This is a genomic window from Methanomicrobiales archaeon, assembly GCA_030019205.1.
In the GTDB taxonomy this organism is placed as follows: Archaea; Halobacteriota; Methanomicrobia; order Methanomicrobiales; family JACTUA01; genus JASEFH01.
Genome location: JASEFH010000004.1, coordinates 49,552 through 73,779, shown reverse-complemented (window position 1 = coordinate 73,779; position 24,228 = coordinate 49,552). Strand labels below are relative to the sequence as shown.

Below are 24,228 nucleotides of genomic sequence, written 5' to 3'. Positions count from 1 at the left end.
GCGCCGCGCGGCAGGGGATGCCGAAAGGAGCAGAGGCGGTGGAGATGCATCCGGTGTTCAGGAGGCTGGGGCCCTGGCGGCTCGGACTGGCGGCCGATCTCGCTGCCGGCGGGGGACCCGACAGAACCCCCGTGGAGGGGGGCTTCATCCCCCTGCCCGATCTGGACGGCAGGGTGTGGCGCATCCTCTCCGCCCTCCTCGTGCGGCGGTGGCTGGAGGAGCGGGCTCCGCACGCCGCCCTGCTGCGGCGGCGGATGGAGGCGGACCTCGAATGCCGTGGCGGAGGGATGGCGCGGATCCGCGCCATCCAGGATGAACTGCGGCGTCTGCCCTTCCGGGATCTGGATCCCTCATTCCTCGGATCCGTGTACGAGCGCTACCTGGCATCGGAGCTGCGGATCGGGCGGGACGGGGAACCGGTCCTCCGTTCGGCGGGGAGACGCCGCGTCGGCGGCGCCTATTACACCCCGCCGCCCGTGGTGAACTACATCCTCGCACGGACCCTCGCCGCCCGCGTGCGGGAGGCGGACCGGGATCAGGTGACCGGAATCGCCGTCCTGGATCCTGCATGCGGCGCCGGTTCGTTCCTGAGAGCGGCGGCGGCGGTGCTGGAGGGGCGCTACAGGGAGCTGGCCGAGGAGGACGAGATCGACGTTCACCGCGCCATCATGGAGCGTCACCTCTACGGGGTGGACCTGGATCCGGAGGCGGTGGAGGTGGCCCGCCGCATCCTCCTGCTCCGCGCCGCTGCAGCCGGGAGCGACACCGCGGCATTCCCCCGAAACATCCGCCCGGGCAACGCCCTCGTCGAGCGATCTCTGGAGGGCGCCGTCCGACCCTTCCGCTGGGAGGACGAGTTTCCCGCAGTCCTCGCCCGCGGCGGGTTCGACGTGATCGTGGGGAATCCCCCCTGGGTGAGTTTCGGGCTCCGCGGCGCGGAGCGGTGCGGGCAGGCAGTGGACGCCTACCTCCGCTCCGCCTACCCGAACTCCGCGGAGTACAAGCTGAGCGTGTACGCCCTGTTCGTGGAGCGGGCGATCCGCCTGCTCCGGGACGGCGGGATCTGCGGGTTCATCGTCCCGGACAGCTTTCTCCTGGGGCGGTACTTCTCGAAGCTCCGCCGCCACCTGCTGGACACCGTGCGGATCCGTGAGATCGTCCTCGTTCTGGAGGATTTCTGGCGCGAGGGGAACGCCGGGCGGAGCGTCGTCATCGTCTTCGAGAAGGAGCCGGACGCAGCGGCCCGGGATGCGAACGAGATCGCGCTCTCCTGCTGCGCCGCCCCCGGGGATCTCGGCAGGACGAATGCGGCCGCGTTCCGCCACCGCCAGGGGGACTACCGCAGCCTCCCCCGTACCCGCTTCCGCCTCTGCTTCTCGGAGAGGAACCGCGACCTTCTCCGGCGGATCGAGCGCGGATCGGTCCCCCTGTCGGGGATCGTCTCCATCCATACGGGCGTCCGCTCCCGGATCGGCCAGAGGAGCATCGTCGCCGCGGAGAAGCGGGGCGAGACCTGGAGACCCGGGCTCGTCTCGGGGAGCGAGATCGGGCGGTACCGCCTGCGCTACAGCGGTCACTTCCTGAACATCGATCCCGCGCTCCTCTGGTCCGGAGGGTGGGACCCCGCGGTGGTGTCCCGCGAGAAGCTGCTGGTGCGGCAGACCGGGGACGCTCTCCACGCCGCATACGATCCGGACGGCTACTACCACCTCAACAACTGCCATGCGATTGTCCTGAAGGGCGGCGGGTACCTCCTGAAGTACATCCTCGCCATCCTCAACTCGCGGATGATGAACCGCTACTACCAGCTGGTGAGCCTGGAACGCGGGCGGGCGTTCGCGCAGGTCGACATGGACATGCTCGGCGAGCTTCCCATCCACCCGGCGCCGCTTCCGGTCCAGCGGGAGATCGCCGCCCTGGCGGACCGGGCCATCGCTTCCCTGAAGGAGGGTGACGGGCGGGCATCCCCGGAGGCGCAGGCGGTTCTCGATGAGGTGGACAGGGCCGTCTGCCGCCTGTACGATCTCACCGACGAACAGATCCGGCTGGTCGAGGGGGCGTTCACGCTCCTGTGACGCCCGTCACACAGGGTTAAAGTGAACGGACGTCCCAGATCACTGTACACGGGTGATGCGGAGTGCCGGTTATCTCGCTTTCGTTCAGGTACCTGGAAGAACTGGTGGGGGCGGACAGGGAGACCATCCTTGCCCGCCTGCCCATGATGGGCTCGGACATCGAGCGGATCGAAGAGGATCATGTGGACGTGGAGTTCTTCCCCAACCGCCCGGACCTCTACAGCGTGGAGGGGGTCGCCCACGCGATGCGGGGATTCCTGGGGATCGAGAAGGGGCTATCCCGCTACGATGTCCGCCCCTCGGGGATCACGTTCATCCGGGACGAGAGCATTCTTCCCATCCGCCCCTACCTCGGTTCGGCGGTGATCCGGGGGGTGCGCCTGGACAGCGAGGCGATCCAGAGCCTGATGGGCCTCCAGGAAGCCCTGCACTGGGCGGTCGGCAGGGGGCGGGGCAAGATGGCGATCGGCGTCCACGATCTGGACACCGTCACCCCGCCGTTCCGCTACTTCGCATCCCCCCGCACCCGCGCCTTCGTGCCCCTCGACTTCGACCGCCCCATGACCATGGAGGAGATCCTGAACGAGCACCCGAAGGGGAGGGATTACGCCCACATTGTGCAGGACTTCCCGCTCTTCCCCCTGATCGTGGACGCGGAAGATCACGTGCTCTCCTTCCCGCCCATCATCAACGGCGAGAGGACGAGGGTGACGGAGGATACAAGAAACCTCCTCCTCGACACCACCGGCACCGACCCCCGCGCGGTGACCACTGCCGTCAATATCCTCTGCACCGCCCTTGCCGAGAGCGGCGCCCGGGTGGAGAGCGTGCAGATCGACGGCGCCGCGGTACCGGATCTCTCCCCGTCGGAGCGTGTCGTGAACCTCGCGGAGTGCAACGCCCTCCTGGGGACGAACCTCTCCGCCGCCGAAGCCGCCGCGCTCCTGGAGAAGATGCGCTTTGGAGCCGAGCCGCTGGGCAGCGACCGCATCCGGGTGCTGGTGCCCTGCTACCGGGCCGACATCATGCACGACTGGGACATCTTCGAGGACGTGGCGATCGCCTACGGGTATGGCGCTTTCAAGCCCGAACTCCCGCCGGTCTGCACGATAGGAGCGCGGCATCCCGCGACCGGGCTGCAGGACGCCGTGCGGAGCATCCTCACCGGTCTCGGATACCTGGAGGTCATGCCCTTCACGCTGACGAGCGAACGGGTGATGTTCGACGCGATGCAGAGGCCCCGCTCCCCCTCCGCCATCCGCCTCTCCCGCCCGATCAGCGAGGAGCACACCATCGTGCGCACCGACATCCTGCCGCTGCTGCTGGAGACCCTGACCATGAACCGCCACCGCGAACTCCCGCAGCGCATCTTTGCCGTCGGAGACGTCCAGGAGTCCATGGTCACCGCCCAGAAGGTCTCCGCGGTCAGCATCCACCCGTCCGCGGACTTCACCGAGATCTACGCCGTCGCCGATGCCCTCTGCCGGGAGCTCGATCTCGTCTTTGCCGTGGAGGAGTCGGCGGATCCGGCCTTCATCGGCGGTCGCCGGGGCGACATTGTCATCCGGGGGAAGATATGGGGATCGTTTGGAGAGATCCATCCGAACGTGCTGAATGCCTTCGAGCTGGAGTATCCCGTCGCCGCTCTCACCCTGGATCTCAGAGCCGTACTGGAATGCCGCGGGCGGCCAGGTACTCCTTGACCTGCCGCACGCTGAACTCGCCGTAGTGGAAGACGCTGGCCGCCAGGCAGGCGTCCGCCTTCCCGAGTGCGAACCCCTCGTAGAAGTGCTCCAGCGTTCCCACGCCCCCGCTCGCGATCACGGGAATCGTGACCGCATCGGACACGGCGGCGGTGACGGGAATGTCGAACCCGGCTTTCGTGCCGTCGGTCTCCATGCTGGTGAGCAGGATCTCCCCGGCACCCCGCTCCTCCGCCTCCCGGCACCAGGCGACGGCATCGATGCCGGTGGGGCGGCTGCCGCCGTAGGTGACCACCTCGTACCAGCACTCCCGCCCGTCGGGGAGGGGGATCGGCGTCCCGCTGCCGTTCTTCCCGTAGTTCCGCCGCACGTCCACCGCGACCACCACGCACTGCGTACCGAATCGGCGGGCGGCTCGGTCGATCAGCGAGGGATCCCGCACCGCGCTGGTGTTGATGGATACCTTGTCCGCCCCGGCGCGCAGGATCTGCTGGATATCCTCAAGGCTGCGGATGCCGCCGCCCACGGTGAGCGGGAGGAAGAGCTGATCGGCGGCCCGCTGGATCACCTCGATGATCGTCCCGCGCTGCTCTCTGCTGGCGGTGATGTCCAGGAAGACCACCTCGTCCGCTCCCTGCTCGTTGTAGCGCTGGGCGAGCTCCACCGGATCCCCGGCGTCCCGGAGGTCGACGAAATGGCAGCCCTTGACCACCCGCCCGTCCTTGATGTCCAGGCAGGGTATGATGCGCCGTGTCAGTGCCATGCATACCGGTTGCGGGGGAGAGGTGATCAGGATTTCGGATGCCGCCGCTCCCGATTGCATGGATTTAACTCGTGCGAGGGCTACACTATTCGGGAAAAGGCAAAAGAGAAGAATCGAAGGAGATTTTTAATGCAATCGGGAAGGCTGAAGATCGAGTGGGCGCGCCAGTACATGCCGGTGCTGGCGACCATCCGCCGCGAGTTCGAGGAGGAGCAGCCGTTCTCCGGCTTGACGATCGGGATGGCGCTGCACGTGGAGGCCAAGACCGCGGTGCTGGTGGAGACGCTGGCAGCGGGGGGTGCGGAGGTGCGCATCACCGGCTGCAACCCGCTCTCGACGCAGGACGACGTCTCCGAGGCGCTGAACGGCGTGCCCGGCGTACGCTCCTACGCGCGACGGGGCGCCACGGTGGAGGAGTACTACCGGGCGATCGACCGCGTCCTGGACGCCCGCCCGCAGATCACGATCGACGACGGCATGGACCTGATCCACGTCCTCCACACCCGGCGGACCGAGATCCTGGAAGGGGTGATCGGTGGGAGCGAGGAGACCACGACGGGGGTTCACCGTCTGCGGGCGATGGCAAAGGACGGCGTGCTGCGGTTTCCGGTGGTCGCCGTGAACGACACCCCCATGAAGCGCCACTTCGACAACGTTCACGGCACGGGCGAGAGCGCGCTCTCCGCGGTGATGATCACGACGAACGTGCTCATGGCCGGAAGAAGCCTCGTGGTCGCCGGCTACGGGTTCTGCGGCCGCGGTCTCGCCACCAAGGCCGCAGGGCTCGGGGCGCGGGTGATCGTCACCGAGATCGATCCCCGAAAGGCGCTGCAGGCGCACATGGAGGGGCATGCGGTGATGAGCATGGACGAGGCGGCGGCGATCGGGGACCTCTTCATCACGGCGACGGGCAACCGGGGCGTCATCACGGAGCGCCACTTCCGCCGCATGCAGGACGGCGCCATCCTGGCGAATGCCGGCCACTTCAACGTGGAGGTGGATGTCGAATGGCTGGAGAAGCATGCCGATTCCATCGTGCGCCGCGAGGGTATCGACACCTACATCCTGGACGGGAAGGCGATCCACCTCCTCGCCGAAGGGCGGCTCGTCAACCTGGCGTCCCCGAAGGGCATGGGCCACCCGATCGAGGTGATGGATCTCTCCTTCTCCCTGCAGGCGCTCTCCACCCGCTACATGGCAGAGACGGGCCGTTCACTCGCACCCGGCGTCTACGACGTGCCGGCGGAGATCGACGAGCGGGTGGCGGACCTGAAGCTCGCGGCGCTCGGGCTCTCGATCGACCGCCTGACTCCCGAACAGGCGGAGTACCTGCGGAGCTGGGAGATCGGGACGTAGGGATCCCCCGCCCATTTTCATTCCCGTCCCGGGCTACCGGACGCTTCGCACCAGGGCGGATCCCTGCCGATCTCCCTGCGCAGGCAGAAGAGGTACTCCTGGGCGTAGCCGGCGTAGTCGCCGAAGTAGTCCCGTGCGAACCGGCGGATCCGCTCGTAGTCGGCGGTGCAGACGGGCCGCTCCGGCAGATCCGGCAGGAAGCGCTGCATGATGCGGCGGATCCAGACGTCCACGGGAAACGACTCGTACTTCAGAAAGGCGAAGAGGAGGATGCAGTCCGCGGCCTTGGGTCCGATGCCGGGGTAGCGCATCAGCTCCCTCCGTGCCGAATCGCAGGGCAGGGCGCCGATGCGCGCCGCCCAGCCGGGATCGGCCGCGATCTCCGCGGCGGTATCCCGGATGTAGGATGCCCGGTACCCCAGTTTGCACTCCCGGAGGGACGGTTCGTCCACCGCGGCGAGCCGCTCCGCTCCGGGGAAGGTGTGGAAGGTCCTCCCGAACGCCTCCACCTCCTCCCCGAATCGGCGGGAGAGGTTCGCGATGCGCCGCTCGATCATCGGGATGCTGGAGCAGGTGGAGCAGATGTAGGCGGCCAGGCAGTCCCATGCGGGCTGGCGGACGATGCGGAGACCGCGGCACCGCTGGATAGCGCTCTCCATCAGGGGATCGGTGCGGAGCGTCTGGAGCACCCCCTCCAGGTCGAGGTCGAGCTGGAAGTAGGTGCGGACCGTGCGCTCCGGCGCTCCCTCGAAGATCAGCCGCTCCGGCTCCTGGCGGATGCGCAGGGGGATACCCTCCGCCAGACCGTACCACCAGCCGCCCTCCTGCACCCAGCCGAACACCTGCCCGCAGGTGAGCGTGAGATCGAGGCGGAACGGCTGGCCGGGCAGGAGGGCGATTTCAGGCATGCGACGACGCTCCACAGGCGGGGGGACACGGGATGCACGGCAGAAGGCTGCTTTCCCATATGCATGGGCAGGGAGCGATCAAGAAAGTAGCGGCGTTGATGCCCGGATGCGTGACCCATACCTTCATCCGTTAGCGGCGCCCATGCACGGCATCCATGCGGAAGACAGGCATTCTCGGGCTCCTTGCCGTGCTCATCCTCCTCGCCGCGGGCTGCACGGAGGGCACCCCGTCCCCCGTTCTCGTCGAGTACAGCCGGACGGGCGGCATCGCGGGTTTCGACGACCACCTCGTCGTCCACGAGAACGGCACCGCCGTCCTCTCGCGAAGAACGGTGGAGGGGGCGTTCTTCCTGGATCCGACGATCATGGACGTTCTGCGGGACGATCTGGAGGCGGCGGACTTCCCGTCGCTGGACGAGCGGTATCCCGCCCCGTCGCCGGGCGCCGACTACATCACCTACCGGATCACCTACCGCAACCGCACCGTCACCGCCGAGACGACCGCGGTGCCGGAGCGGCTCGAACCCGCGATCCGCACGCTCGACAGGATCATCCAGTCGCAGTCCTGATCGCGTGCGGGGGATATGTTTAAATCGGAGCGCCGACAGGAGGCTGGTGCAGAGATCGGCGTTGATACGACGCAACGCCATCGCTGAGGTGCTGAACCATGAGACGCGGGATCCTGTCCACCCTGCACCTGGCCCTGGCTACCTACACGCCCGGTCAGGAGAAGCGGGCTTTCGGAGAGATACTCCTGGTGTACGAGCGGAGGGGTGGCACGATCTTCCGGGGCGGCGGGGGCGTCGGATCTTCCGGCGACCACCTGGTCATCTACGAGAGCGGACGGGCGATGCTGACCCGGGAGGCGATGACGATGGAGTTCCTGCTGGAGGCGGAGACGATGGATCGGCTGCGCACGCTCCTGGAGGAGGTGGATTTTTCCACGATACCGCCCCTGAACCCTCCGGCGCAGTCGAGAACCGCCTACAGCGGTACGGACTACACAGCGAACCTTCCGGAGTTCCTCGTCGTGTACAGAGGATTCCGCGTCCAGGCGGCAGACACGGCGGTCCCGGTCGAGCTCGAGCCCCTCATCGCCGCCCTGACGGATATCGTCGCGGAACACGCGCCCGCGCCCCCTCCGGGGGAGACGGCGTAGGCACGGTATTCGCACCCTGCACGGGGAAAGCAGATTGGCGAACGTGAGCTGCAGACGGGGAATCAATCCATCGTGCGGAGAGGGGAAAGTCGTGAGAGACGGATAGCAAGAGGCTCCAGCGCACCCCTGGCAGATCCGCCACGACATCCAGAGGCCTGCGCACCTGGGATTGTGCGGTTCGGCACAGAGATGGGGCGGTCAATCTCCGAGAAAGCACCCCGATAGACATCATGGTCTCCAGCTGGTCTGCAATCCAGGTTCGACGGTGGGTGGGCTCGCCCCCAACAGAGTGCTGGCACCCCCTCTCAAGTTCGGGGAGCGGGCCTGTCCCTCCCCGGTCCTGCACCACACAGCCACATCCCCCAGTTACCATCGCGGAGATAATCTCCGATCGTATCGCCCTGGTGGGGGGGGCGCACCCCCCCCTCCCCGCATCCGATGGCCTCCAAGAGAGGGATTGGACACGATCACAACGGCTTCCCATCCGGTTTTCGCGGCTGATCGAGATCAGAATGCAGATTCTGCAGGTTATAAGCATCACGCGATAGTTCTCACGCTTGCCACTCTGGATTAAACTCTGCCGCACTCAGGATAGGGATCGCCGATGAAATTCTGCCACGCGGGTGCGCGTCTCTCACGCGCCAGGCCATCCCCGAGCGGATGCTGGAGTTCACGGGAAGATCTCAACGGGATCGAGACGCCGAAGATGGGCAGGGCGGAAATCCAGATGAAAAATGGGGTGTTTGTGCCGGATCTCTTCCGGGAGCCGCTGCCGCGGGGGGCTGCGCCGTTTCCCGGGGTTTGTACGTCACTGCTGCTGGTAGAGACAGGACTGCACGTCGGCACCGAGCCGCCCGATCGCGTCCGCGCGGCAGCGCTGGCAGTGGCGCATCTGCCTGATGTAGCGGGCGCACTCGTCCTGCATCTTCCGTTTCTCCGCCGGGGTGGGAGGGGTGATGTCTGCGAACCTGTACTGGGGGATCAGCGGGATGACGTTGAAGGTGTATACACCCAGCTCCGAGGCCTTCTTCGCGATGTCGGGGATCTGCATGTCGTTCACGCCGGGGATGTAGACCGTGTTCACCTTCACGATCATGTGCCTCTTCACCGCCTCGCGGATCCCCCGGATCTGGTTGTCCAGGAGGATCTGCGCCCCTTCCTCTCCGCCGACGCGTTTCCCCTCCCATGTCACATAGGAGTAGATCCGAGCGCCGATCGTTGCATCCAGCGCGTTCCAGGTGACCGTGACGTTGCCGACGTCGTACTCGTGCAGGAGATCGATCGTCTGCGGAAGCAGGAGGCCGTTGGTGCTGATGCACTTGATCAGGTTGGGGAACTCCTCCTTTGCCAGGCGGAGCGTCTCGAAGGTCTCCTCGTTGTAGAGCGGCTCCCCCGGGCCGGCGATTCCCAGCACCTTGATGTAGCTGAACTTCGCGAGCGCCCTTCTGACCATCTCGATCGCCTCTTCGGGCGATAGGACGCGGCTCGTCACGCCCGGGCGGCTCTCGTTCACGCAGTCGAAGTCGCGGACGCAGTAATTGCACTGGATATTGCAGCGGGGGGCGACGGGCAGGTGCATCCGCCCGAACGCATGGCAGGCCCTCTCGCTGAAGCAGGGGTGCTCCTGGATCCTGCGGAGCGTCGTGGGGTCGAAGGGGACCTCCCGATCTCCCACCCGGGCTGTTCTGTATTCGTCTTCCGGCATTCAGGAGTAGGTTTGTCGTAAAGAATAATAATATATGGGCAGCAGAAAGACCCGTTGGTGCAGATGGACGGGTATACCGGGAAGATTCTGGACGTGGACCTGAGTACGGGGAGCATTCGGACGGAGAGTTACCCCGAAGCCTGGAGCCGGGACTACATCGGGGGGCGGGGCTTCGGGGTGCGGATCCTCCTCGAACGCCTGGATCCCCACGTCGATCCCCTCACCGCCGGGAACCTGCTCGTCCTGGCCGCGGGGCCCCTGACCGGCAGCGGGCTTCCGCTCTGCTCCCGCTACGACATCGTCACGAAGTCGCCTCTCACCGGCACCATCACCAGCGCCAACAGCGGGGGATCCTTCGGGGTCGAGCTGAAGCGTGCCGGGTTCGACGCGATCGTGATCCGGGGGCGGGCGGAGAGGGCGGTCTATCTGCAGGTGCGGGACGGTGCTGCCGCGCTCCGGGATGCGGCACCCTACTGGGGCAGGGGGACGGGGGAGACGGCCGCGGGGATCCAGCAGGAGCTGCGGGACCCGCGGGCGAAGATCGCCTGCATCGGCCCCGCCGGGGAGCGCCTGTCCCGGATCGCCTGCATCGTCAACGAGAATGCCCGCGCGGCAGGGCGGGGCGGCGTCGGTGCGGTGATGGGCTCCAAGCGGCTGAAGGCGGTGGCGGTGCGGGGGAGCGGAAAGTACCCCGTCTCCGATCCGGAAGCGCTCCGCCTCACCCGCGAGCGGATCCTGGAGAAACTGAAGAGGAGCGGCATCACCGGGGGGAGTCTTCGAAGGTACGGGACCGCGGGTTCGGTGAACCTCGTGAACGAGCTCTGTCTGCTGCCGACCCGCAACTTCCAGGGCAGCCACTTTCCGCAGGCAGGGCAGGTATCCGGGGAGGAGATGGCGGAGACGATCCTGGAGCGGGTCAAGGGCTGCTACTCCTGCCCCGTCGCCTGCGGGCGGGTGACACGGGTGGACGGAGCGCTCGGCGAAGGTCCGGAGTACGAGACCATCTGGAGCTTCGGCCCCGACTGCGGCGTGGGCAGCCTCCGCTGGATCGCGATCGCCAACAACCTCTGCAACGATCTCGGGCTCGACACCATCTCCACCGGCGCCACGATCGCCTGCGCCATGGAGCTCTCCGAGAGGGGCTACCTCAACGAGGAGATCCGCTTCGGGGATGGGCGGGCCGTCGCGGATCTGGTGCGCATGATCGGCTACCGCGAGGGGATCGGGGACGAGCTGGCGGAGGGATCGCTGCGGTTCGCCGCCCGCTACGGGCACCCCGAGTTCTCCATGTCCGTCAAGGGGCAGGAGATGCCGGGCTACGATCCCCGGGGGATGCAGGGCCAGGGCCTGGCATACGCGACCTCCGTGCGGGGGGCCTGCCACGTCTACGGGAACATGCTCTACCCGGAGGTGCTCGGCATCCCGGTCCGCCTGGATCCGCTGTCGGATGCCGGCAAAGCCTGGTGGGTGAAGCGGTTCCAGGATCTGTTCGCGGCGATCGACGCGAGCGGCGCCTGCCTCTTCTCGATCCGCTCCCTGGACCCGGACGACTATGCCGCCATGCTCTCGGCAGCCGTCGGGCGCCCCGTCGATGCCGAGGAGTTCCTGCGGTCCGGCGAGCGGATCTGGAACCTCCAGAGGATCTTCAACCTCGCTGCCGGTTTTTCGAAAGCGGACGACACGCTCCCCGAGCGGATGCTGGAGGAGCCCCTCACCTGCGGCGCGGCGGCGGGGTGCGTCTGGAGGCGGGAGCCCCTCCTCACCGAGTACTACCGCGAGCGGGGCTGGACGGAGGACGGCATCCCCACCGCGGAGAAGCTGCGGGAGCTCGGGATCGGGTGAGGGCGGCGGGACCCGCTCACGAATCCCGCTCCCCGCGCAGGGGAAAGAGGATCTTCTCCAGCACGTCCGGCGGTACATCGACCGCGCCGGTGAGCCCCTCCACCGCGACCCAGGTGTTGAGCGCCGTCATCGCGGGCAGAACCTGCTGCTCGCCACGGACGCCGTCTGCGATCCGCCGGACGATCTCCTCCCGGTTCAGGATGACGATCCCGTGGACCCGCTCGATGGTATCCAGATGCGCTCCGATCCGATCCGGGAGCATACCGCACTCTCTCTTCTCCCGGCATATTTATACTGTGATACACTGCGCTCCCGCATCCTGCGGGCGGATGCGGCCTTCGGGGTCCTCCCGCACGGCACTACCCTTATCAGCCATCCCGTCCCCACGGTAGGTGAAGGCGTATGGCAGCATCGGAAGAACGACGGATCCCGGAGCCGGAGTCGGTCAGCTGGTACCACCGCGGCGCAACGCTCGCGAGCATGGGGAGGTACAACGAAGCCCTGACCTGCTTCGACCGCTCGCTCGCGCTGGAACCCGACAGCGTGACCGCACTGGTATCCCGGGCGAATATCCTCGACCGCCTGGCCCGGTTCCGGGAGTCGGTGCGGGTCTGCGAGCGGGCGCTCCAGCTCGAGCCCGGGAATCCCGACGCCTGGTATACCCGGGGTGTCGCTCTCTACCACCTGGGACTGAACGAGGAGGCGATCGACTGCCTGGACCGCGCAGTCAGTCTCGATCCCCGCTACGCGGAGGCCTGGTACATCCGGGGCAACTGTTACTACCACCTCGGCGCGTACGGCGAGGCGATCGAGAGCTACGACCGGGCCATCCGCATCGATCCGGGGTATGCCAAGGCCTACTACAACAGGGGTGTCAGCCTCGCCGATGCCGGGCGGTTCGAGGAGGCGATCCGCTGCTACGATCTCTATGGGGAGATCAACCCCGACTACGCGGCGATCTACAACAACCGGGGGGTGTGCCTCGCCAGGCTGGGGCGGTTCGAGGAGGCGATCCGCTGCTTCGAGCGGGCGATCGAGCTCGCCCCGCTGGACGCGATGGCCTACAACAACAAGGGGGTCGCCCTGGTGAAGCTGGGCCGGCGGGACGAGGCCCGCGCCTGCTTCGCACGGGCGAAGTCCCTGATCCGCAGGGAGGAGAGCGCGAGCATCCTCTGAAGGATATCTCCGGGGAGGGGAGCCGGGATCTCCTACATCCAGCCCCGATCCATCCAGTACTCGTACTCGTGGGTCCAGGTCTCGCGGTTCGCCTCTACGAGGCGGCGGAAGTACTCCCTCTGCGCCGCAAGAGCCTTCTCCTGCTCGGGGTAGCGCCGCTTTTCCGCGATTGCCTGCACCAGATCCTTTCCCAGGGCAAACGCCTTCTCTTCGGTGGCGGGGAGGCCGTCCGGGTGCCGCCCGAGGGCGATGCCCACACCCCCGACGGTGACGGCCCCGAGCATGTTCAGGTAGTGGTTCATGTAGTCGATCACCTCCTGCTCGCCCCCGCCGCCCGTGGTGGACACCGCGCAGCCGTATTTGCCGGTGAGCAGCTGGCAGTGGACCGCGTCGGCGGTGCGGTCGATCAGGGTCTTCAGCTGCGCCGTGACGCTGTGGATGTAGACGGGCGACCCCAGCACGATCCCGTCGGCGTCCTGTATCTTCGCCCAGACCTCCTCGAAGTCGTCCGCCTGCACGCAGGTGCCGGTCGCGTAGCATGTCCCGCAGCCGGTGCAGTACTCGATATCGAGGTCGCAGACGTCCACCAGCTCCGTATCCGCGCCGCCGGATTCCGCGCCCCGGAGGGCGGCCTGCACCAGCCGGAGCGTCCGGCTGTTCGCGCCTCTCGGGCTGCCATTGATTCCCAGAACCTTCATCCGTATCACTTCGTTGCCAATCCTGTATGCCCTTTGGAGGGGCGATGATAAAAAAGGTTCGAACCCGTCCGCGGGCTGCCGATGGGGCACCGTGCGGGGCTCCCTACAGTTCCCGCACGATCGAGCAGCGGTCGGCGTCCTTCTCCACCCGGAACTTCTTCCCCACGGCATCGTGGAACTCGTCGTTGACGGTGATCACGATCAGCTGGTGGTCGGCGAGTTCGTTGAACGCCTCTTTCAGTTTGAAGGTGTTGGCGCGATCGAAGTGGCGGGTGGGCTCGTCGAGCAGCAGGAAGTCGATCTCCTTCGCTGCGATGCGGTAGAGCCCGTAGCGGAGGGAGAACGCCAGGATGTCCCGCGCCGCACCGCTCAGGTTGGAGAGGGGCACCTGCTCGCCGTGGAGGAGGGTCTCGAACCCGAACTCCTCCGTGATGCGGAGCTCCGCATCGAAGTCGCCGTCGCCGAACTTCCGCATGAAGAAGTTCGCGGCGTTCTCCAGGTCCCGGGCCACCAGGGACCGCACGTTCCCGCGGAACTCGTCGATTGCCTGCTGGATCTCGGCGAGGAACGCGCACTCCTCCTGGACCTTTCTCTCCATCCGATCCCCGCAGGCGGCCGTCTCTCTGCGGACGGCGTCGAGCTCCGCCCGCCGAACCGCCGCCTCCCTCTCCATGGCATCCCGCTCCGCCCGAACCCGCACGAGCTCCAGCCTCCTCACGTCGCCGTCGCGGCGCACCCGTTCGGCCTCCGCGGCGGCGGCGGCGAGAGAGCGGATCTGCTGCTCGTTCGTCGCGATCGCCGCCTCGATCCGGGAGAGTTCGCCCCCGATCCGCTGCAGGAGGGGCTTCTTTGCACCTGCCGGCAGCGGCTGGAGGCAGCTGGGGCAGGTTCCCGAGGAGAGTCCCTCCATCAGGCTCCGGCACTGCCGGATCCGCTCGCGGAGCGCACCCCGCTCTTCGAGCGGGCGGGCATGGGCGGCACCGGAAGGTTCGGGCGGGGGAGGGGGCATCGGTTCGGCGATCGCGGCATCGAGGTGGCGGATCTGCTCTTCAATGGCATCTATCCGCGCCTCGATCGCCCGGCTCCGCTCCCGGACCGCCGCCGCGTCCGCACCGGCATACCCGTCCTTCCAGCGCTGCAGCGCCTCGGCCGATCGTTTTGCGGACGTCCTGACATCCTTGAGGTAGTCGAATCCCAGCACCGTCTCGATGAACACCTTCCGGCTCTCGGGGTCGAGCTCGAGCACGCGGCGCAGCTCGTCCTGCGGGGAGTAGAAGATGTTGGCGAAGAGGGGGGCGTCGATGCCCAGCATCTCGCAGAGGTACTCGCCCGTGGCCGCCGAGCCCTGGGCGATGCGGCAGCCGTCCATCGATAGCGTGGGCATGTCCCGCGGGCACGTGCGGCGCAGGCAGTACTCCTCCCCGCGGTGCTCGAAGGAGAGCTCCACCGAGCCGCCCCCCGCCCCCCTCCGCACCAGGTGGTCCGTCCGCACTGCCGCACCCGCCAGGCGGGCGGGAAGGATCCTCCTCCCGAAGAGGGCGTAGCCGATCCCGTCCATGATCGAGCTCTTCCCCTGCCAGTTCTTCCCGAAGATGTAGTTCTGGCCGCCCGAGAAGGCGATCTCCGCGTCCGCGTATGAGCGGAAGTCGTGCAGGGCGAGGGCGGTGAGCTTCATCCGTCACCCGCCTGCCCGAGGAGCTCCGCCAGGAAGTCCGAGGCGAACGAGTCCCCCCTCTCCCGCAGGGACTCGATCCGTTTGCCCGCGAGAGCCGCCCGCGGTCCGAACCGCCTCTCCAGGAACTCCGGGAGGCTGGCAGAGGAGCGGATCTCCGCAGCGGTGCGGACGGGATCCTCCAGCCCGCCCGCGAACCGCACCTTCAGGCAGCCCTTCTGGAGCCCGAGGGTGCGGAGCGCTCCGAGACGGATCTCGGACGCCCGCCCGCGGGCCAGGGATCCCCGCAGCCGCAGGATCAGGACGGCGCCGGGAGCGGCGTTCTCCCCGATCCAGGCGGCCAGCTGCTCCCGGAACTGATCGGCCGAGAGTCCGCTCGCGTCCATCTCCGCCGAACGGATCGCGCGGCCCGGGGGCAGGGCGACGAACTCGTGGGTTCCCGCCTCGGTGTCGTAGATGCAGTAGCCCTTCTGGCCGATCTCCCCCGCCGTGCGCACCTCCAGGGACCCGGGGGCGACCGCGTAGCCCAGGTCCTCGTACTGGTGGTGGTGTCCGCAGAAGACCGCCGCCCAGCCCTCGAGATCGGATCCCCCGACCTCGGCGATCGTAGCGGGGACGCAGCGGGACCCGGCGCAGAACTGGTGCAGCAGGAGGATGGCGTCCCCGGCCGGGGGGCCGCACCGGGCCAGGGCTTCGAGGAGCGATCCGCGTTCCGCCTTCCAGGAGATCCCCACGATGCGGCAGTCGCCGAACGGGGCCTCCCCGCTCTCCAGGAATGTGAGAACGCCGAGGTCGTGCAGGATCCGCAGCTCGCCGGCGGTCCGCCCCCGCCCGTACTCGTGGTTGCCGGCGATGGCGTAGAGCGGTATCCCCGCCTCCTTCAGTTTCAGGAATGATCCGGCCACCTCGGAGAGGCGCGAGGCGAAGGTGTCGATGTTGCGGCGGTAGGCGCTGCTGTCGAAGACGTCACCGAGAACGGCGATGCCGTCCACCTTTCGCTCCAGCAGACCCGCGACAGCGGTGTTGAACTGCCGGGCGAAGTCCGGGGAGCGCTTGTCCGTGTAGATGGTGCACCCCAGGTGCGGATCGCCGATGACGCCGAGCTGCATGGTCACCAGACGTGGGACCCCGGCCCTCTTAAAATTACGGCGTGCGGTCCACAAGTGGAGGCGGGATGCTGACAGCTTCACGTGCGATACGGCAGGATCAAGGCCGCGCTCTTTGTTTTTGCAGTTGCAGGTTGCGGGCGGATTCTGGCGATCTTGACGGCCGATGAAAACCCGAACCGATCGGATTCATGGCCTGTATCTCCTGGAAATTCCCAAAATGCGGGATTGTTTGGTATTTCATGAAAACTCGATCACGCGATCTTCCTGTAGCGGTAGGCATTCCGGATGTGCCCGGCGAAGTACCGCCCGTGGGATTGTGCTTCCATCAGCCCTTCGTACCGCTCGGGAGGGACGTCGTAGTAGACGTAGATGCCGCCCCCGAGGAACCAGACGTAGAGCTCGCGGTTCTCCGCGTCGTAGGATACGGCCCTGAGGTTGGACGACTCGACCTCTGTCCAGATCCGGTTTTCGGCTTCCATGGAGGGCTGCATGGAAATTCTGGTATAAAAACTCAGGTGCCGGCACGTCCGATCCTATCCGATCCCATGTGCAGGGCCGATCCCCCCTGGAATGGATCGGGGGTATCCCTTCCAGTCCCGGGTGCCATGCCGCCCGGGGGATTTTCCTACTGGCGAGGACCGCCCCGACGGTGACGCTGAATAGATGGTGATGGGGATGCCAAACCGATAGACGGCATCAAGAGCCTGATCGGTGTTGAGAAAGACCGTACGGCGATTCGGATGGCGTTGCGGGCCTTACACCGGGATTACGCGTTGGAAGGAAAGGGCTTTAACCCGTTGAAGAATGGAAGTTACGAGAGACTGATCCCGGAGGATACGTGCGCGGATCGAGGAAAAGGGAAGTATCTATTGATGCCAGCGGGTACAATTCTGCACTTTATCGCAATCCGTGCGGAATAGGTTGCATCTGTCCTTCTTGCCTTTCTTCGATACTTTTTGATCGCATCCATCGCATTTCATGGTAACTTTAAAAATTTTCGCGATAATTCAGAATAAACTTTCTCATTTTAACAATCGGACACTTTATCGGAATTTTTATTAGGACAGGCAGGCAACTATCATCCTTGAGCCAGAAGAACCCGGTCTCCTCAGGTCTGGTACTAAAAGACCTTTTACAAGATTACATGTGTGGTATCCCGAATTCATTTTCCATACGTTAACCTTCCGCATGCATCCACCTCGGGACATGGCCAAGGATACGGTCATGAGGCAACCGGTACCAGAAGGCATGAACGGGTTCATCGTAGTCGAGACAGGTGTGAGGCTTGATCTCGTTATGCCAGTGCACGACTCTCTCGACAGAACCAAACCGTTGAATCCTCATCCCAAACTCGTGGAAGACCCTCTCGATCTTCCCATGGGTCTGATGAGGGTTCGTGCCCTTATGTGCCTGATTCCATGGTACTCGAGGAATTTCTCGAAGGTGCTATCTGCTCACTGCGGATCCCTCGATGAAACGAACTGCGACCCGTTATCGGTGAGAATCTCGGCACCCCATACTTTTCGAATCCCTCCTCGAGAACCGGGATGGAATATTCGGTCGTGGGTCTGCCTTCGTTTCGTCATACAGGGTATCGCTCTGCCATGGTGCAGGAGGATCCGATAGAGGGTATCGCGGGGGACAAGGACTCCATGCTCTTCCCCGATCTGCTCCTCGAGGAGGATGGGTCCGAGTCCGTAGGTATCCTGTGCCGGGATGACGCGTGCGCCCGTATCATGAGGGATTCTCTCGGGTCGTCTCCCGGGCGTTCGCAGATATGGATGAAAGCCGTTCTTTTTGTAGAACGAGATGATTCGATGAATCCTCTGTCTGGTCACCGGGTGATATTCGGCGATCTCCCGCACCGCTCTCCCTCGTTTCCACGGATTGATGATTGTGCGAATATCCCGTCTTGATCATTTGCTCACATCAGGGTAGAAACATGGTGTCAAGAGTGTTTCGGGATACTACACTCCTCACTCTCTTCTCTCCTCTTCTTTTCGCCGTTCATACCCCTCGATCAGCGCAGGAGAGAAGGCCAGGAGCAGCCCCCCACCCCTAGCAGGAGAGCCACTTTCTGATCGTCCGGGAGTTTTTCATCCGGCAGGTAATGCCAGCAGGCTTTATTCAAGAAGGGACGGGAGAAGTTCTTGTAGATAGAATCGGTCGGAGGAGAATAGCCCGCTATTTTGAGGTAATCCCCACCCGTCTCCATCGTCATATCCAGGAGAGCCACAACGGCACGATCGCCCTGAGGTTTAGCCGCTTCTCCCGCCTTTAGCGCCTCTTCTCTTTTCTCATCGGCAGGAATGATATCTTCTGCAATGTCCTTTTTCCCGCCTTCAACCGGGATATTCTCTTCTATCGGCCCTGTCATGGCAGCCGCCGGAGCTCAAAGAAGAGACCATATTCCTCAATAATGATCCCCCCGATACTTTTCCGTCTCTCTCGAACTTCTCCTTTAACCCGGAGTCATTGAGGACTTTTTTCTAATAGTCCCGCAAGCTTCGGAGCAGCATCCAGCCCGCCGAACATCGGTATCCCCCACCATTAACCGCCGCAATGTGGGATTATACCGAACTTCATTCTCCTGATAAGCAGCCAATCTTTTACGAGAGGGGGATTCCACAGAAAGTATACCCCGATAGCCGCGCCGATCACAAAGACCGCGGCAGCCGCCCACATCAAGCCGCCCCCGCTTGTCTCTTCTGTTTTCTCTTCTCGTTTCTCTTCTCGAGGAGCCGCGTTTTCTTCCCCTTTCGGGAGGGGGTAGAGCTGCAATTTTCTCTTTTTCCCCCGCTTTTCTCGTATAGGAGCCGCTTGCTTTACCTCTTGTTTGTCTTTCATTGCAGGAGCCGCCGCTGACTCATTTTTTCGTTCGATGCGATATTTCCCACAAACAGGACATTTGCGCTTTTTCTTTAGACCTGGATCGCGCACCGCCCATTCATTCGAACCGGAGAGACAACCCGCTATTGCCTCTAAATTCTCCCCTTTTTTTTCTGTATTTTGCTCCTTTTGCTCCTCTGCCATAGCAATAGCAGGAGATTGAGGAGTATAAATATAGATGGCAACATGGACCCAATAACCGGGAATATGATGAGAATCTCAGCCAGATTCTCCTTGCTTCTTGTATTCTGTGAGGCCGTCAGGAGCATAAATACTTTTTTAATATCACAGGTGAAAGCTCGTTCAGCTCAGGGAATATTCTCTCGCGATCGGAGCGGCATGGCAGGATCCCCCAACCCATCCAAAGACAACCAGCCATCGGCACGGAAAGGACCGGAGAAGATCTCCCCTGCTGAAGTAGAAGAGATCGTGCAGAAGCGAGTGGCAGCCTTAGAGGAAGAAAACGCAGCGCTTCGCAGGGAAATTACATCCCTGAAACAGGCAGACACCGAGCGCAAGCGGGCGGAGGTGTCTCTACAGGAAGCTCTCGAACGACTGAGTTTTGCACAAAAAGCGGCAAAAGCCGGATTTTGGGACTGGAATATGGTCACCGGAAAACTTGAGTGGTCTCCGGAGTTTTTCGTTTTATTCGGTCTTTCCCCCACGACCGAGGCGTCGTTCGAAACGTGGCTCAATGTACTGTATCCGGACGATCGTGAACCGGCCATGGCCAAGATCAACCAATCGATCGAGCAACGAATATCTCTGGAGAATGAATATCGGATTGTTCTGCCCGATCGAGAAGTACGCTGGATACGTGCTTTGGGCGACACAACGTATGATGCAGATGGAAAACCCCTCCGCATGGCCGGCATCTGCTTTGATATCACCGAGCGCAAGCGGGCGGAGGAGGCATTGCGGGAGAGCGAGGGGAGGTACCGGAGCATCTTTGAGGAGAGCCACGCAGCGATGCTCCTGATCGATCCCGATACCGGAAAGATCGTGGATGCCAATCCTGCGGCGAGCGTTTATTATGGATATTCCCGCGACCGCCTGAAGACGATGAAGATCACTGACATCAATACCCTGAACGCACATGAGGTGTTCAGGGAGATGACCGATGCAAAAGCGGGCAGGAAGCGTCTCTTCAGGTTCCGGCACCGGCTTGCCTCCGGTGAGATTCGGGATGTTGACGTGTTCAGCGGGACCGTGACGATTCAAGGGCGGGAACTTCTACATTCGATAATCCACGACATGACCGATGCAAGAAAGGCCGAAGAAGCACTCAAAGAGTATGCTGAACGTCTCGAGCGTTCTAATGAAGATCTCGAACGCTTTGCCTATGTCTCCAGCCACGACCTGCAGGAGCCCCTGCGGACCATGGTCAGCTTCGCCCAGCTGCTGGAGAGGCGATACCGGAATAAGCTGGACTCGGATGCAGACGAGTACCTCAACTATATCGTGGGCGCCGGGAAACGGATGCAGAACCTGATCAATGACCTGCTGGAGTTCTCCCGGGTCAGCACCATGGGCGGGGACTTCCGCCCCATCGATGCAACGGCGGTTCTCGAGGATGCCCTGGCCTTTGTCCATTCCACTGCGGAAGAGAACGGTGCGACGATTACCTCGGATCCTCTTCCCCGTGTGATCGCCGATGCCAACCAGCTCCGGCAGGTCTTCCAGAATCTCATCAGCAATGCGATTAAGTTCCAGAAACCGGACGTTCCCCCCGTCATCCACATATCGGCCCAGAAACAGGAGGGCATGGTCCGGTTCTCGGTTTCGGATAACGGGATCGGGATCGAGCCCCAGTACTTCGAGAAGATCTTTGTCATCTTCCAGCGATTGCATGGCAGGGATGCCTATGAAGGCACGGGTATCGGTTTGGCCATTGTGAAACGGATCATCGACCGGCACGGAGGCCGAATCTGGGTAGAATCAGAATTGGGAAAGGGTTCGACCTTCCACTTTACCGTGCCAGCGGCATAATCTGACAAACCATTCCCAAAAATCGCCTTTCTTCAACCCACTTTTCGGTTCTGATACCGTATCCAGCATCTGTTTCGCCAGCTTCGCCGCCCCTGATCATATCGATGCGCGACCTCTGTGCCATCATCCAAGGTATAGGTATAGCGTTTTGTCGCGCCCTTAACCTCCTCTTCTTGTCGTACCGCTGTCCGCGCAGAGATCGGAATACCGCCAATGTACATGACCGCTGAAATCATGCTGTCACAGCCAGAAGAAAGGCACCCCCTCCTTTTTTCGCTACCTGCTTGACCGAATCCCGCAGCTCTCCGGGGTCCGCCATCAATACCCCCGTATCTTCTCCTGTGGATAGATGATCTTAATCTCAGGGATCGCATCGGAAGCCCTGTTAATCCTCCGAGAAGAGACCGTCCCAGCCATCAGACCTCCCCGTTATGCATCTCCTCATGGTGCAGATCGATCAGCTCCGAAAAGGAGAGCGTGTTTTCTCGAATGATCGCAGGGCAGTTCTTTCAGGTCTTGGGTCTTCTTGCATCGATTCCAATGATCATTAGTTTCGTACAAAACCCCCATCACCCTTCAGTTTACCTCCACGCACCTGCAGATACCTGGAGTGCAATCCTTTTTGCAATGAATTCCATTTTGGGAATAATAATTGGCGCTGGATTCCTGGCGTTTATCATTAAAGTAACAATCCGCCATGCCTTGAGATTTTACAGGTACATCCTTTTCATTGTTGCTCCATCGATTGAATCCCAATTTATCCCCAAAGCTGATCCCAAATCCAGCAGTTGATGCAACAGCGGCTGTCGTAATCCAATCGATGCGTAAAAAAGGTCTGTAGCCGATGTGATTGCGCTTTCGCAACAAACCTCATTGCTGCTATCCATTTTTATGGCGCGGCATCGAAAATCACACTAAAGGCACCTGTCTGGACAACCAGCCAATCAAGAGAAAAGAGAATGGAGAAAGAAGATAATGGAAAAAGAGACGCAATACGCTAGAATCAGGGAGAGATTGCACATCACACTATCGCCCGAGAGTCACGAGCGGGTGAAAAACAATCCAACGAATACCTCCCGATTGATAGATAGCCCAATCAACGGAGTTAAAAAAGGGATAAAGCCAGTTTACGTGTTTTTTTTCGTCAAAACAGGCTCAAAACAGATGGGCTTGGTCGGATTCGAACCGACGATCCCCGCCTTGTAAAGGCGATATCATGACCGACTAGACCACAAGCCCCGATTCACGTACATTTGGTCTGTGATCTATTAAAATTGTTTATTCCCCCGGCCGGGCCCCAAAGGTTTTTATTGCGGCCGATTCTGTGGTGTAGCAGACTGCCGATGACCCGCGAGCTGACGATCGTCCAGGTGAACGATACCCACGGATACCTCGAGCCGCACCCGGAGCTCTTCTGGCATGGGGACCACGCGGAGTTCCGGGTGGCGGGAGGGTACGCGAGGATTGCGGCGCTCCTCCAGCAGATCCGGAGGGAGCGGCCCGGAAAAGTGCTGGCGTTCGACTGCGGGGACACGCTCCACGGCACCTACGTGGCGGTGCAGACGCAGGGGATGGTCCTCGTGCCGATCCTGAACGCCCTGGATCTGGATGCCATGACGGTCCACTGGGAGTTCGCCTACGGTCCCGGGCACGCGGCGAGGCTGGCAGAGGAGCTCAAACACCCGATTCTCGCGATCAACTGCTACCGCAGGGAGAGCGGCGACCTGTTCTTCACCCCCTGGATCGTGAAGGAGGTGAACGGGCTTCTGGTCGGGATCATCGGCATCGCCTCGAACATCGTCGACAAGGTGATGCCCCCCTCCTACAGCGAGGGGGTGTACTTCACGCTCGGCAACGAAGAGCTGCCCTCCTGCATCGCGGCGCTGAAAGAGCGGGAGGGCGCCGATCTCATCGTCGTCGTCTCGCACCTCGGATTCCCCCAGGAGATGCAGCTCGCCGGCGAAGTGGACGGGATCGACGTTCTTCTCAGCGCCCATACCCACAACCGCCTTTACGAACCCGCGATCGTGAACGACACCATCCTCATCCAGTCGGGCTGCCACGGATCGTTCCTGGGCCGGCTCGACATCCAGGTGGAGGACGGCAGGATCGCGGACTTCAGCCACCGCCTCGTCACGGTCGGGGAGGAGGTGCCGCCCGATCCCGCCGTCGAGGGGATGGTGAACCGTGCCGTCGAGCCGTACCGCGACGAGTTGAACCGCATCGTCGGTTCCACGCCGATCGCCCTCCACCGCTACGCGGTGCTGGAGTCGACGATGGACAACCTCCTCCTCCAGTCCCTGCTCGATTGCACCGGCGCCGATCTGGCCTTCTCCAACGGGTGGCGCTTCGGCGCCCCCGTCCCCCCGGGACCGCTGACGGCAAACGACCTCTACAACATCGTCCCGATGAACCCGCCGCTCTCCACGGTGGAGCTGACGGGCCTCGAGATCTCGCGGATGCTGGAGGAGAACCTGGAACGCACCTTCTCGCGGGACCCCTACCGCCAGATGGGAGGATACGTGAAGCGGTGCATGGGCCTCACCCTCTACGCGAAGATCGAGAACCCGGAGGGGCACCGCATCCAGGAGCTCTTCGTGCGGGGGGAACGGGTGCGTCCCGATGCCACGTACACAGCCGCCTACATCACCCCGCAGGGCGTCCCGGCGAAGTACGGCTCCAACCGCCGCCACCTGGACATCCGTGCCGTGGAGGCGATGGAGCGCTACCTTGCCCGGGGCACCCCCGATGCGGCGCTCCGGGGGACGGTGGTGGCGGTCTGACCGGAGGAGGGCTCTGCGATGGGTGACGGCAACGGGGGCGGCGACAGACTCGCGAAGGAGAGGACGGATCTCGCCCAGGAGCGGACGCTGCTCGCCAACGAGCGGACCTTCAGCGCCTGGGTGCGCACCGGCCTCGCCGCCGTGGTCGGGGGGCTCGCGGTCGCCCGCCTCTTCGGGCCTCCCGGGGAGTTATGGATCGCCCAGGTCGTCGGCGTCATCCTCATCCTGACCGGCGCCGGGTTCTACGCCGCCGCCTACCGCAGTTACTGCGAGCAGTGCCAGGTGGCGGGGCGGGGCGCCGCCCGGCTGATCCCGGAGTGGTTCCTGCACGTTCTCGTCATCGCCCTCCTGGTGAGCACTGCATTTGCCCTCTACCTGGCGATCGTATAGAGCGGTCCAGC

Annotated in this window: 21 protein-coding genes and 1 tRNA gene; 11 read left to right on the top strand and 11 right to left on the bottom strand. The window is 63.6% G+C overall.

Translation table 11 applies throughout. The features are described from left to right. Nucleotides 1-17: 17 nt before the first annotated feature. Nucleotides 18-2,075, top strand: coding sequence for a TaqI-like C-terminal specificity domain-containing protein (locus QMC96_03780; protein MDI6875876.1), 2,058 nt, complete (start codon nucleotides 18-20; stop codon nucleotides 2,073-2,075). 62 nt (nucleotides 2,076-2,137) lie between these two features. Beyond that, on the top strand, nucleotides 2,138-3,778 hold the full coding sequence (gene pheT / locus QMC96_03775) for a phenylalanine--tRNA ligase subunit beta (protein ID MDI6875875.1): 1,641 nt from the start codon (nucleotides 2,138-2,140) through the stop codon (nucleotides 3,776-3,778). Here the strand turns inward: pheT and hisF are convergent. Beyond that, nucleotides 3,735-4,541 (bottom strand): imidazole glycerol phosphate synthase subunit HisF, encoded by an 807-nt coding sequence (hisF, locus tag QMC96_03770; protein ID MDI6875874.1) that lies wholly within the window; start codon nucleotides 4,539-4,541, stop codon nucleotides 3,735-3,737. The genes pheT and hisF overlap by 44 nt on opposite strands. 129 nt (nucleotides 4,542-4,670) lie before the next feature. On the opposite strand from hisF, the gene QMC96_03765 reads away from it, so the two are divergent. Continuing rightward, the gene (locus QMC96_03765; GenBank protein ID MDI6875873.1) at nucleotides 4,671-5,897 is read left to right on the top strand and encodes an adenosylhomocysteinase; all 1,227 of its coding nucleotides are present in this window, start codon (nucleotides 4,671-4,673) and stop codon (nucleotides 5,895-5,897) included. Nucleotides 5,898-5,914: 17 nt separating this feature from the next. Here the strand turns inward: QMC96_03765 and QMC96_03760 are convergent, their stop codons facing one another. Beyond that, complete coding sequence (locus QMC96_03760) at nucleotides 5,915-6,805, bottom strand: DNA glycosylase (GenBank protein ID MDI6875872.1); 891 nt, start codon at nucleotides 6,803-6,805, stop codon at nucleotides 5,915-5,917. A 155-nt stretch (nucleotides 6,806-6,960) separates the two neighbouring features. Here QMC96_03760 and QMC96_03755 point away from each other — a divergent pair, with 155 nt between their 5' ends. After that, nucleotides 6,961-7,374, top strand: coding sequence for a hypothetical protein (locus QMC96_03755; GenBank protein ID MDI6875871.1), 414 nt, complete (start codon nucleotides 6,961-6,963; stop codon nucleotides 7,372-7,374). Nucleotides 7,375-7,472: 98 nt separating this feature from the next. Then, the gene (locus tag QMC96_03750) at nucleotides 7,473-7,964 is read left to right on the top strand and encodes a hypothetical protein (protein ID MDI6875870.1); all 492 of its coding nucleotides are present in this window, start codon (nucleotides 7,473-7,475) and stop codon (nucleotides 7,962-7,964) included. 808 nt (nucleotides 7,965-8,772) lie between these two features. Here the strand turns inward: QMC96_03750 and QMC96_03745 are convergent. Beyond that, the gene (locus tag QMC96_03745) at nucleotides 8,773-9,669 is read right to left on the bottom strand and encodes a radical SAM protein (protein ID MDI6875869.1); all 897 of its coding nucleotides are present in this window, start codon (nucleotides 9,667-9,669) and stop codon (nucleotides 8,773-8,775) included. A 63-nt stretch (nucleotides 9,670-9,732) separates the two neighbouring features. Between QMC96_03745 and QMC96_03740 the strand changes: the two genes are divergently transcribed. Further along, the gene (locus QMC96_03740) at nucleotides 9,733-11,511 is read left to right on the top strand and encodes an aldehyde ferredoxin oxidoreductase family protein (GenBank protein ID MDI6875868.1); all 1,779 of its coding nucleotides are present in this window, start codon (nucleotides 9,733-9,735) and stop codon (nucleotides 11,509-11,511) included. 16 nt (nucleotides 11,512-11,527) lie between these two features. Here QMC96_03740 and QMC96_03735 read toward each other — a convergent pair whose 3' ends face one another. Next, nucleotides 11,528-11,773 (bottom strand): hypothetical protein, encoded by a 246-nt coding sequence (locus tag QMC96_03735; protein MDI6875867.1) that lies wholly within the window; start codon nucleotides 11,771-11,773, stop codon nucleotides 11,528-11,530. A 140-nt stretch (nucleotides 11,774-11,913) separates the two neighbouring features. On the opposite strand from QMC96_03735, the gene QMC96_03730 reads away from it, so the two are divergent. Further along, on the top strand, nucleotides 11,914-12,687 hold the full coding sequence (locus tag QMC96_03730; GenBank protein ID MDI6875866.1) for a tetratricopeptide repeat protein: 774 nt from the start codon (nucleotides 11,914-11,916) through the stop codon (nucleotides 12,685-12,687). Nucleotides 12,688-12,719: 32 nt separating this feature from the next. On the opposite strand, the gene QMC96_03725 is transcribed toward QMC96_03730, so the two are convergent. The 6 genes from QMC96_03725 to QMC96_03700 all read right to left on the bottom strand — a co-directional run bounded on the left by QMC96_03725 (nucleotide 12,720) and on the right by QMC96_03700 (nucleotide 19,199). Then, nucleotides 12,720-13,385 carry a flavodoxin family protein gene (locus QMC96_03725; GenBank protein ID MDI6875865.1) on the bottom strand — a complete coding sequence of 222 codons (666 nt, stop codon included), beginning with the start codon at nucleotides 13,383-13,385 and terminating at the stop codon, nucleotides 12,720-12,722. A gap of 103 nt (nucleotides 13,386-13,488) precedes the next feature. After that, nucleotides 13,489-15,060: an AAA family ATPase gene (locus QMC96_03720; GenBank protein MDI6875864.1), complete on the bottom strand. Its 1,572-nt coding sequence runs from the start codon at nucleotides 15,058-15,060 to the stop codon at nucleotides 13,489-13,491. After that, nucleotides 15,057-16,166, bottom strand: coding sequence for a metallophosphoesterase (locus tag QMC96_03715; protein ID MDI6875863.1), 1,110 nt, complete (start codon nucleotides 16,164-16,166; stop codon nucleotides 15,057-15,059). Before QMC96_03715 ends, QMC96_03720 begins: the two co-directional genes overlap by 4 nt. Before the next feature lie 251 nt (nucleotides 16,167-16,417). Continuing rightward, a complete protein-coding gene (locus QMC96_03710) occupies nucleotides 16,418-16,645 on the bottom strand; it encodes a KTSC domain-containing protein (protein MDI6875862.1) in 228 nt (75 codons plus the stop codon). 1,541 nt (nucleotides 16,646-18,186) lie between these two features. Beyond that, a complete protein-coding gene (locus QMC96_03705) occupies nucleotides 18,187-18,543 on the bottom strand; it encodes a hypothetical protein (GenBank protein ID MDI6875861.1) in 357 nt (118 codons plus the stop codon). A gap of 173 nt (nucleotides 18,544-18,716) precedes the next feature. Continuing rightward, a complete protein-coding gene (locus QMC96_03700) occupies nucleotides 18,717-19,199 on the bottom strand; it encodes a hypothetical protein (protein ID MDI6875860.1) in 483 nt (160 codons plus the stop codon). Between the two features lie 15 nt (nucleotides 19,200-19,214). On the opposite strand from QMC96_03700, the gene QMC96_03695 reads away from it, so the two are divergent. Beyond that, nucleotides 19,215-21,044 (top strand): PAS domain S-box protein, encoded by a 1,830-nt coding sequence (locus QMC96_03695; GenBank protein ID MDI6875859.1) that lies wholly within the window; start codon nucleotides 19,215-19,217, stop codon nucleotides 21,042-21,044. Between the two features lie 489 nt (nucleotides 21,045-21,533). Continuing rightward, nucleotides 21,534-21,836, top strand: coding sequence for a hypothetical protein (locus tag QMC96_03690; protein MDI6875858.1), 303 nt, complete (start codon nucleotides 21,534-21,536; stop codon nucleotides 21,834-21,836). Nucleotides 21,837-22,209: 373 nt separating this feature from the next. Here the strand turns inward: QMC96_03690 and QMC96_03685 are convergent. Continuing rightward, nucleotides 22,210-22,283, bottom strand: a tRNA-Val gene (locus tag QMC96_03685). Between the two features lie 71 nt (nucleotides 22,284-22,354). Here QMC96_03685 and QMC96_03680 point away from each other — a divergent pair. Both QMC96_03680 and QMC96_03675 read left to right on the top strand, forming a co-directional pair. Further along, nucleotides 22,355-23,827: a bifunctional metallophosphatase/5'-nucleotidase gene (locus QMC96_03680; GenBank protein MDI6875857.1), complete on the top strand. Its 1,473-nt coding sequence runs from the start codon at nucleotides 22,355-22,357 to the stop codon at nucleotides 23,825-23,827. An 18-nt stretch (nucleotides 23,828-23,845) separates the two neighbouring features. Next, nucleotides 23,846-24,217: a DUF202 domain-containing protein gene (locus QMC96_03675; protein MDI6875856.1), complete on the top strand. Its 372-nt coding sequence runs from the start codon at nucleotides 23,846-23,848 to the stop codon at nucleotides 24,215-24,217. Nucleotides 24,218-24,228 lie beyond the last annotated feature (11 nt).

Excerpts from the sequence above, each read along its gene's own strand:
- QMC96_03780 (MDI6875876.1), top strand. The coding sequence starts at position 18 with ATGCCGAAAGGAGCAGAGGCGGTGGAGATGCATCCGGTGTTCAGGAGG.
- hisF (MDI6875874.1), bottom strand. The coding sequence starts at position 4,541 with ATGGCACTGACACGGCGCATCATACCCTGCCTGGACATCAAGGACGGG.
- QMC96_03765 (MDI6875873.1), top strand. The coding sequence starts at position 4,671 with ATGCAATCGGGAAGGCTGAAGATCGAGTGGGCGCGCCAGTACATGCCG.
- QMC96_03760 (MDI6875872.1), bottom strand. The coding sequence starts at position 6,805 with ATGCCTGAAATCGCCCTCCTGCCCGGCCAGCCGTTCCGCCTCGATCTC.
- QMC96_03755 (MDI6875871.1), top strand. The coding sequence starts at position 6,961 with ATGCGGAAGACAGGCATTCTCGGGCTCCTTGCCGTGCTCATCCTCCTC.
- QMC96_03750 (MDI6875870.1), top strand. The coding sequence starts at position 7,473 with ATGAGACGCGGGATCCTGTCCACCCTGCACCTGGCCCTGGCTACCTAC.
- QMC96_03745 (MDI6875869.1), bottom strand. The coding sequence starts at position 9,669 with ATGCCGGAAGACGAATACAGAACAGCCCGGGTGGGAGATCGGGAGGTC.
- QMC96_03740 (MDI6875868.1), top strand. The coding sequence starts at position 9,733 with ATGGACGGGTATACCGGGAAGATTCTGGACGTGGACCTGAGTACGGGG.
- QMC96_03735 (MDI6875867.1), bottom strand. The coding sequence starts at position 11,773 with ATGCTCCCGGATCGGATCGGAGCGCATCTGGATACCATCGAGCGGGTC.
- QMC96_03730 (MDI6875866.1), top strand. The coding sequence starts at position 11,914 with ATGGCAGCATCGGAAGAACGACGGATCCCGGAGCCGGAGTCGGTCAGC.
- QMC96_03725 (MDI6875865.1), bottom strand. The coding sequence starts at position 13,385 with ATGAAGGTTCTGGGAATCAATGGCAGCCCGAGAGGCGCGAACAGCCGG.
- QMC96_03720 (MDI6875864.1), bottom strand. The coding sequence starts at position 15,060 with ATGAAGCTCACCGCCCTCGCCCTGCACGACTTCCGCTCATACGCGGAC.
- QMC96_03715 (MDI6875863.1), bottom strand. The coding sequence starts at position 16,166 with ATGCAGCTCGGCGTCATCGGCGATCCGCACCTGGGGTGCACCATCTAC.
- QMC96_03710 (MDI6875862.1), bottom strand. The coding sequence starts at position 16,645 with ATGGAAGCCGAAAACCGGATCTGGACAGAGGTCGAGTCGTCCAACCTC.
- QMC96_03705 (MDI6875861.1), bottom strand. The coding sequence starts at position 18,543 with ATGACAGGGCCGATAGAAGAGAATATCCCGGTTGAAGGCGGGAAAAAG.
- QMC96_03700 (MDI6875860.1), bottom strand. The coding sequence starts at position 19,199 with ATGGCAGAGGAGCAAAAGGAGCAAAATACAGAAAAAAAAGGGGAGAAT.
- QMC96_03690 (MDI6875858.1), top strand. The coding sequence starts at position 21,534 with ATGATCGCAGGGCAGTTCTTTCAGGTCTTGGGTCTTCTTGCATCGATT.
- QMC96_03675 (MDI6875856.1), top strand. The coding sequence starts at position 23,846 with ATGGGTGACGGCAACGGGGGCGGCGACAGACTCGCGAAGGAGAGGACG.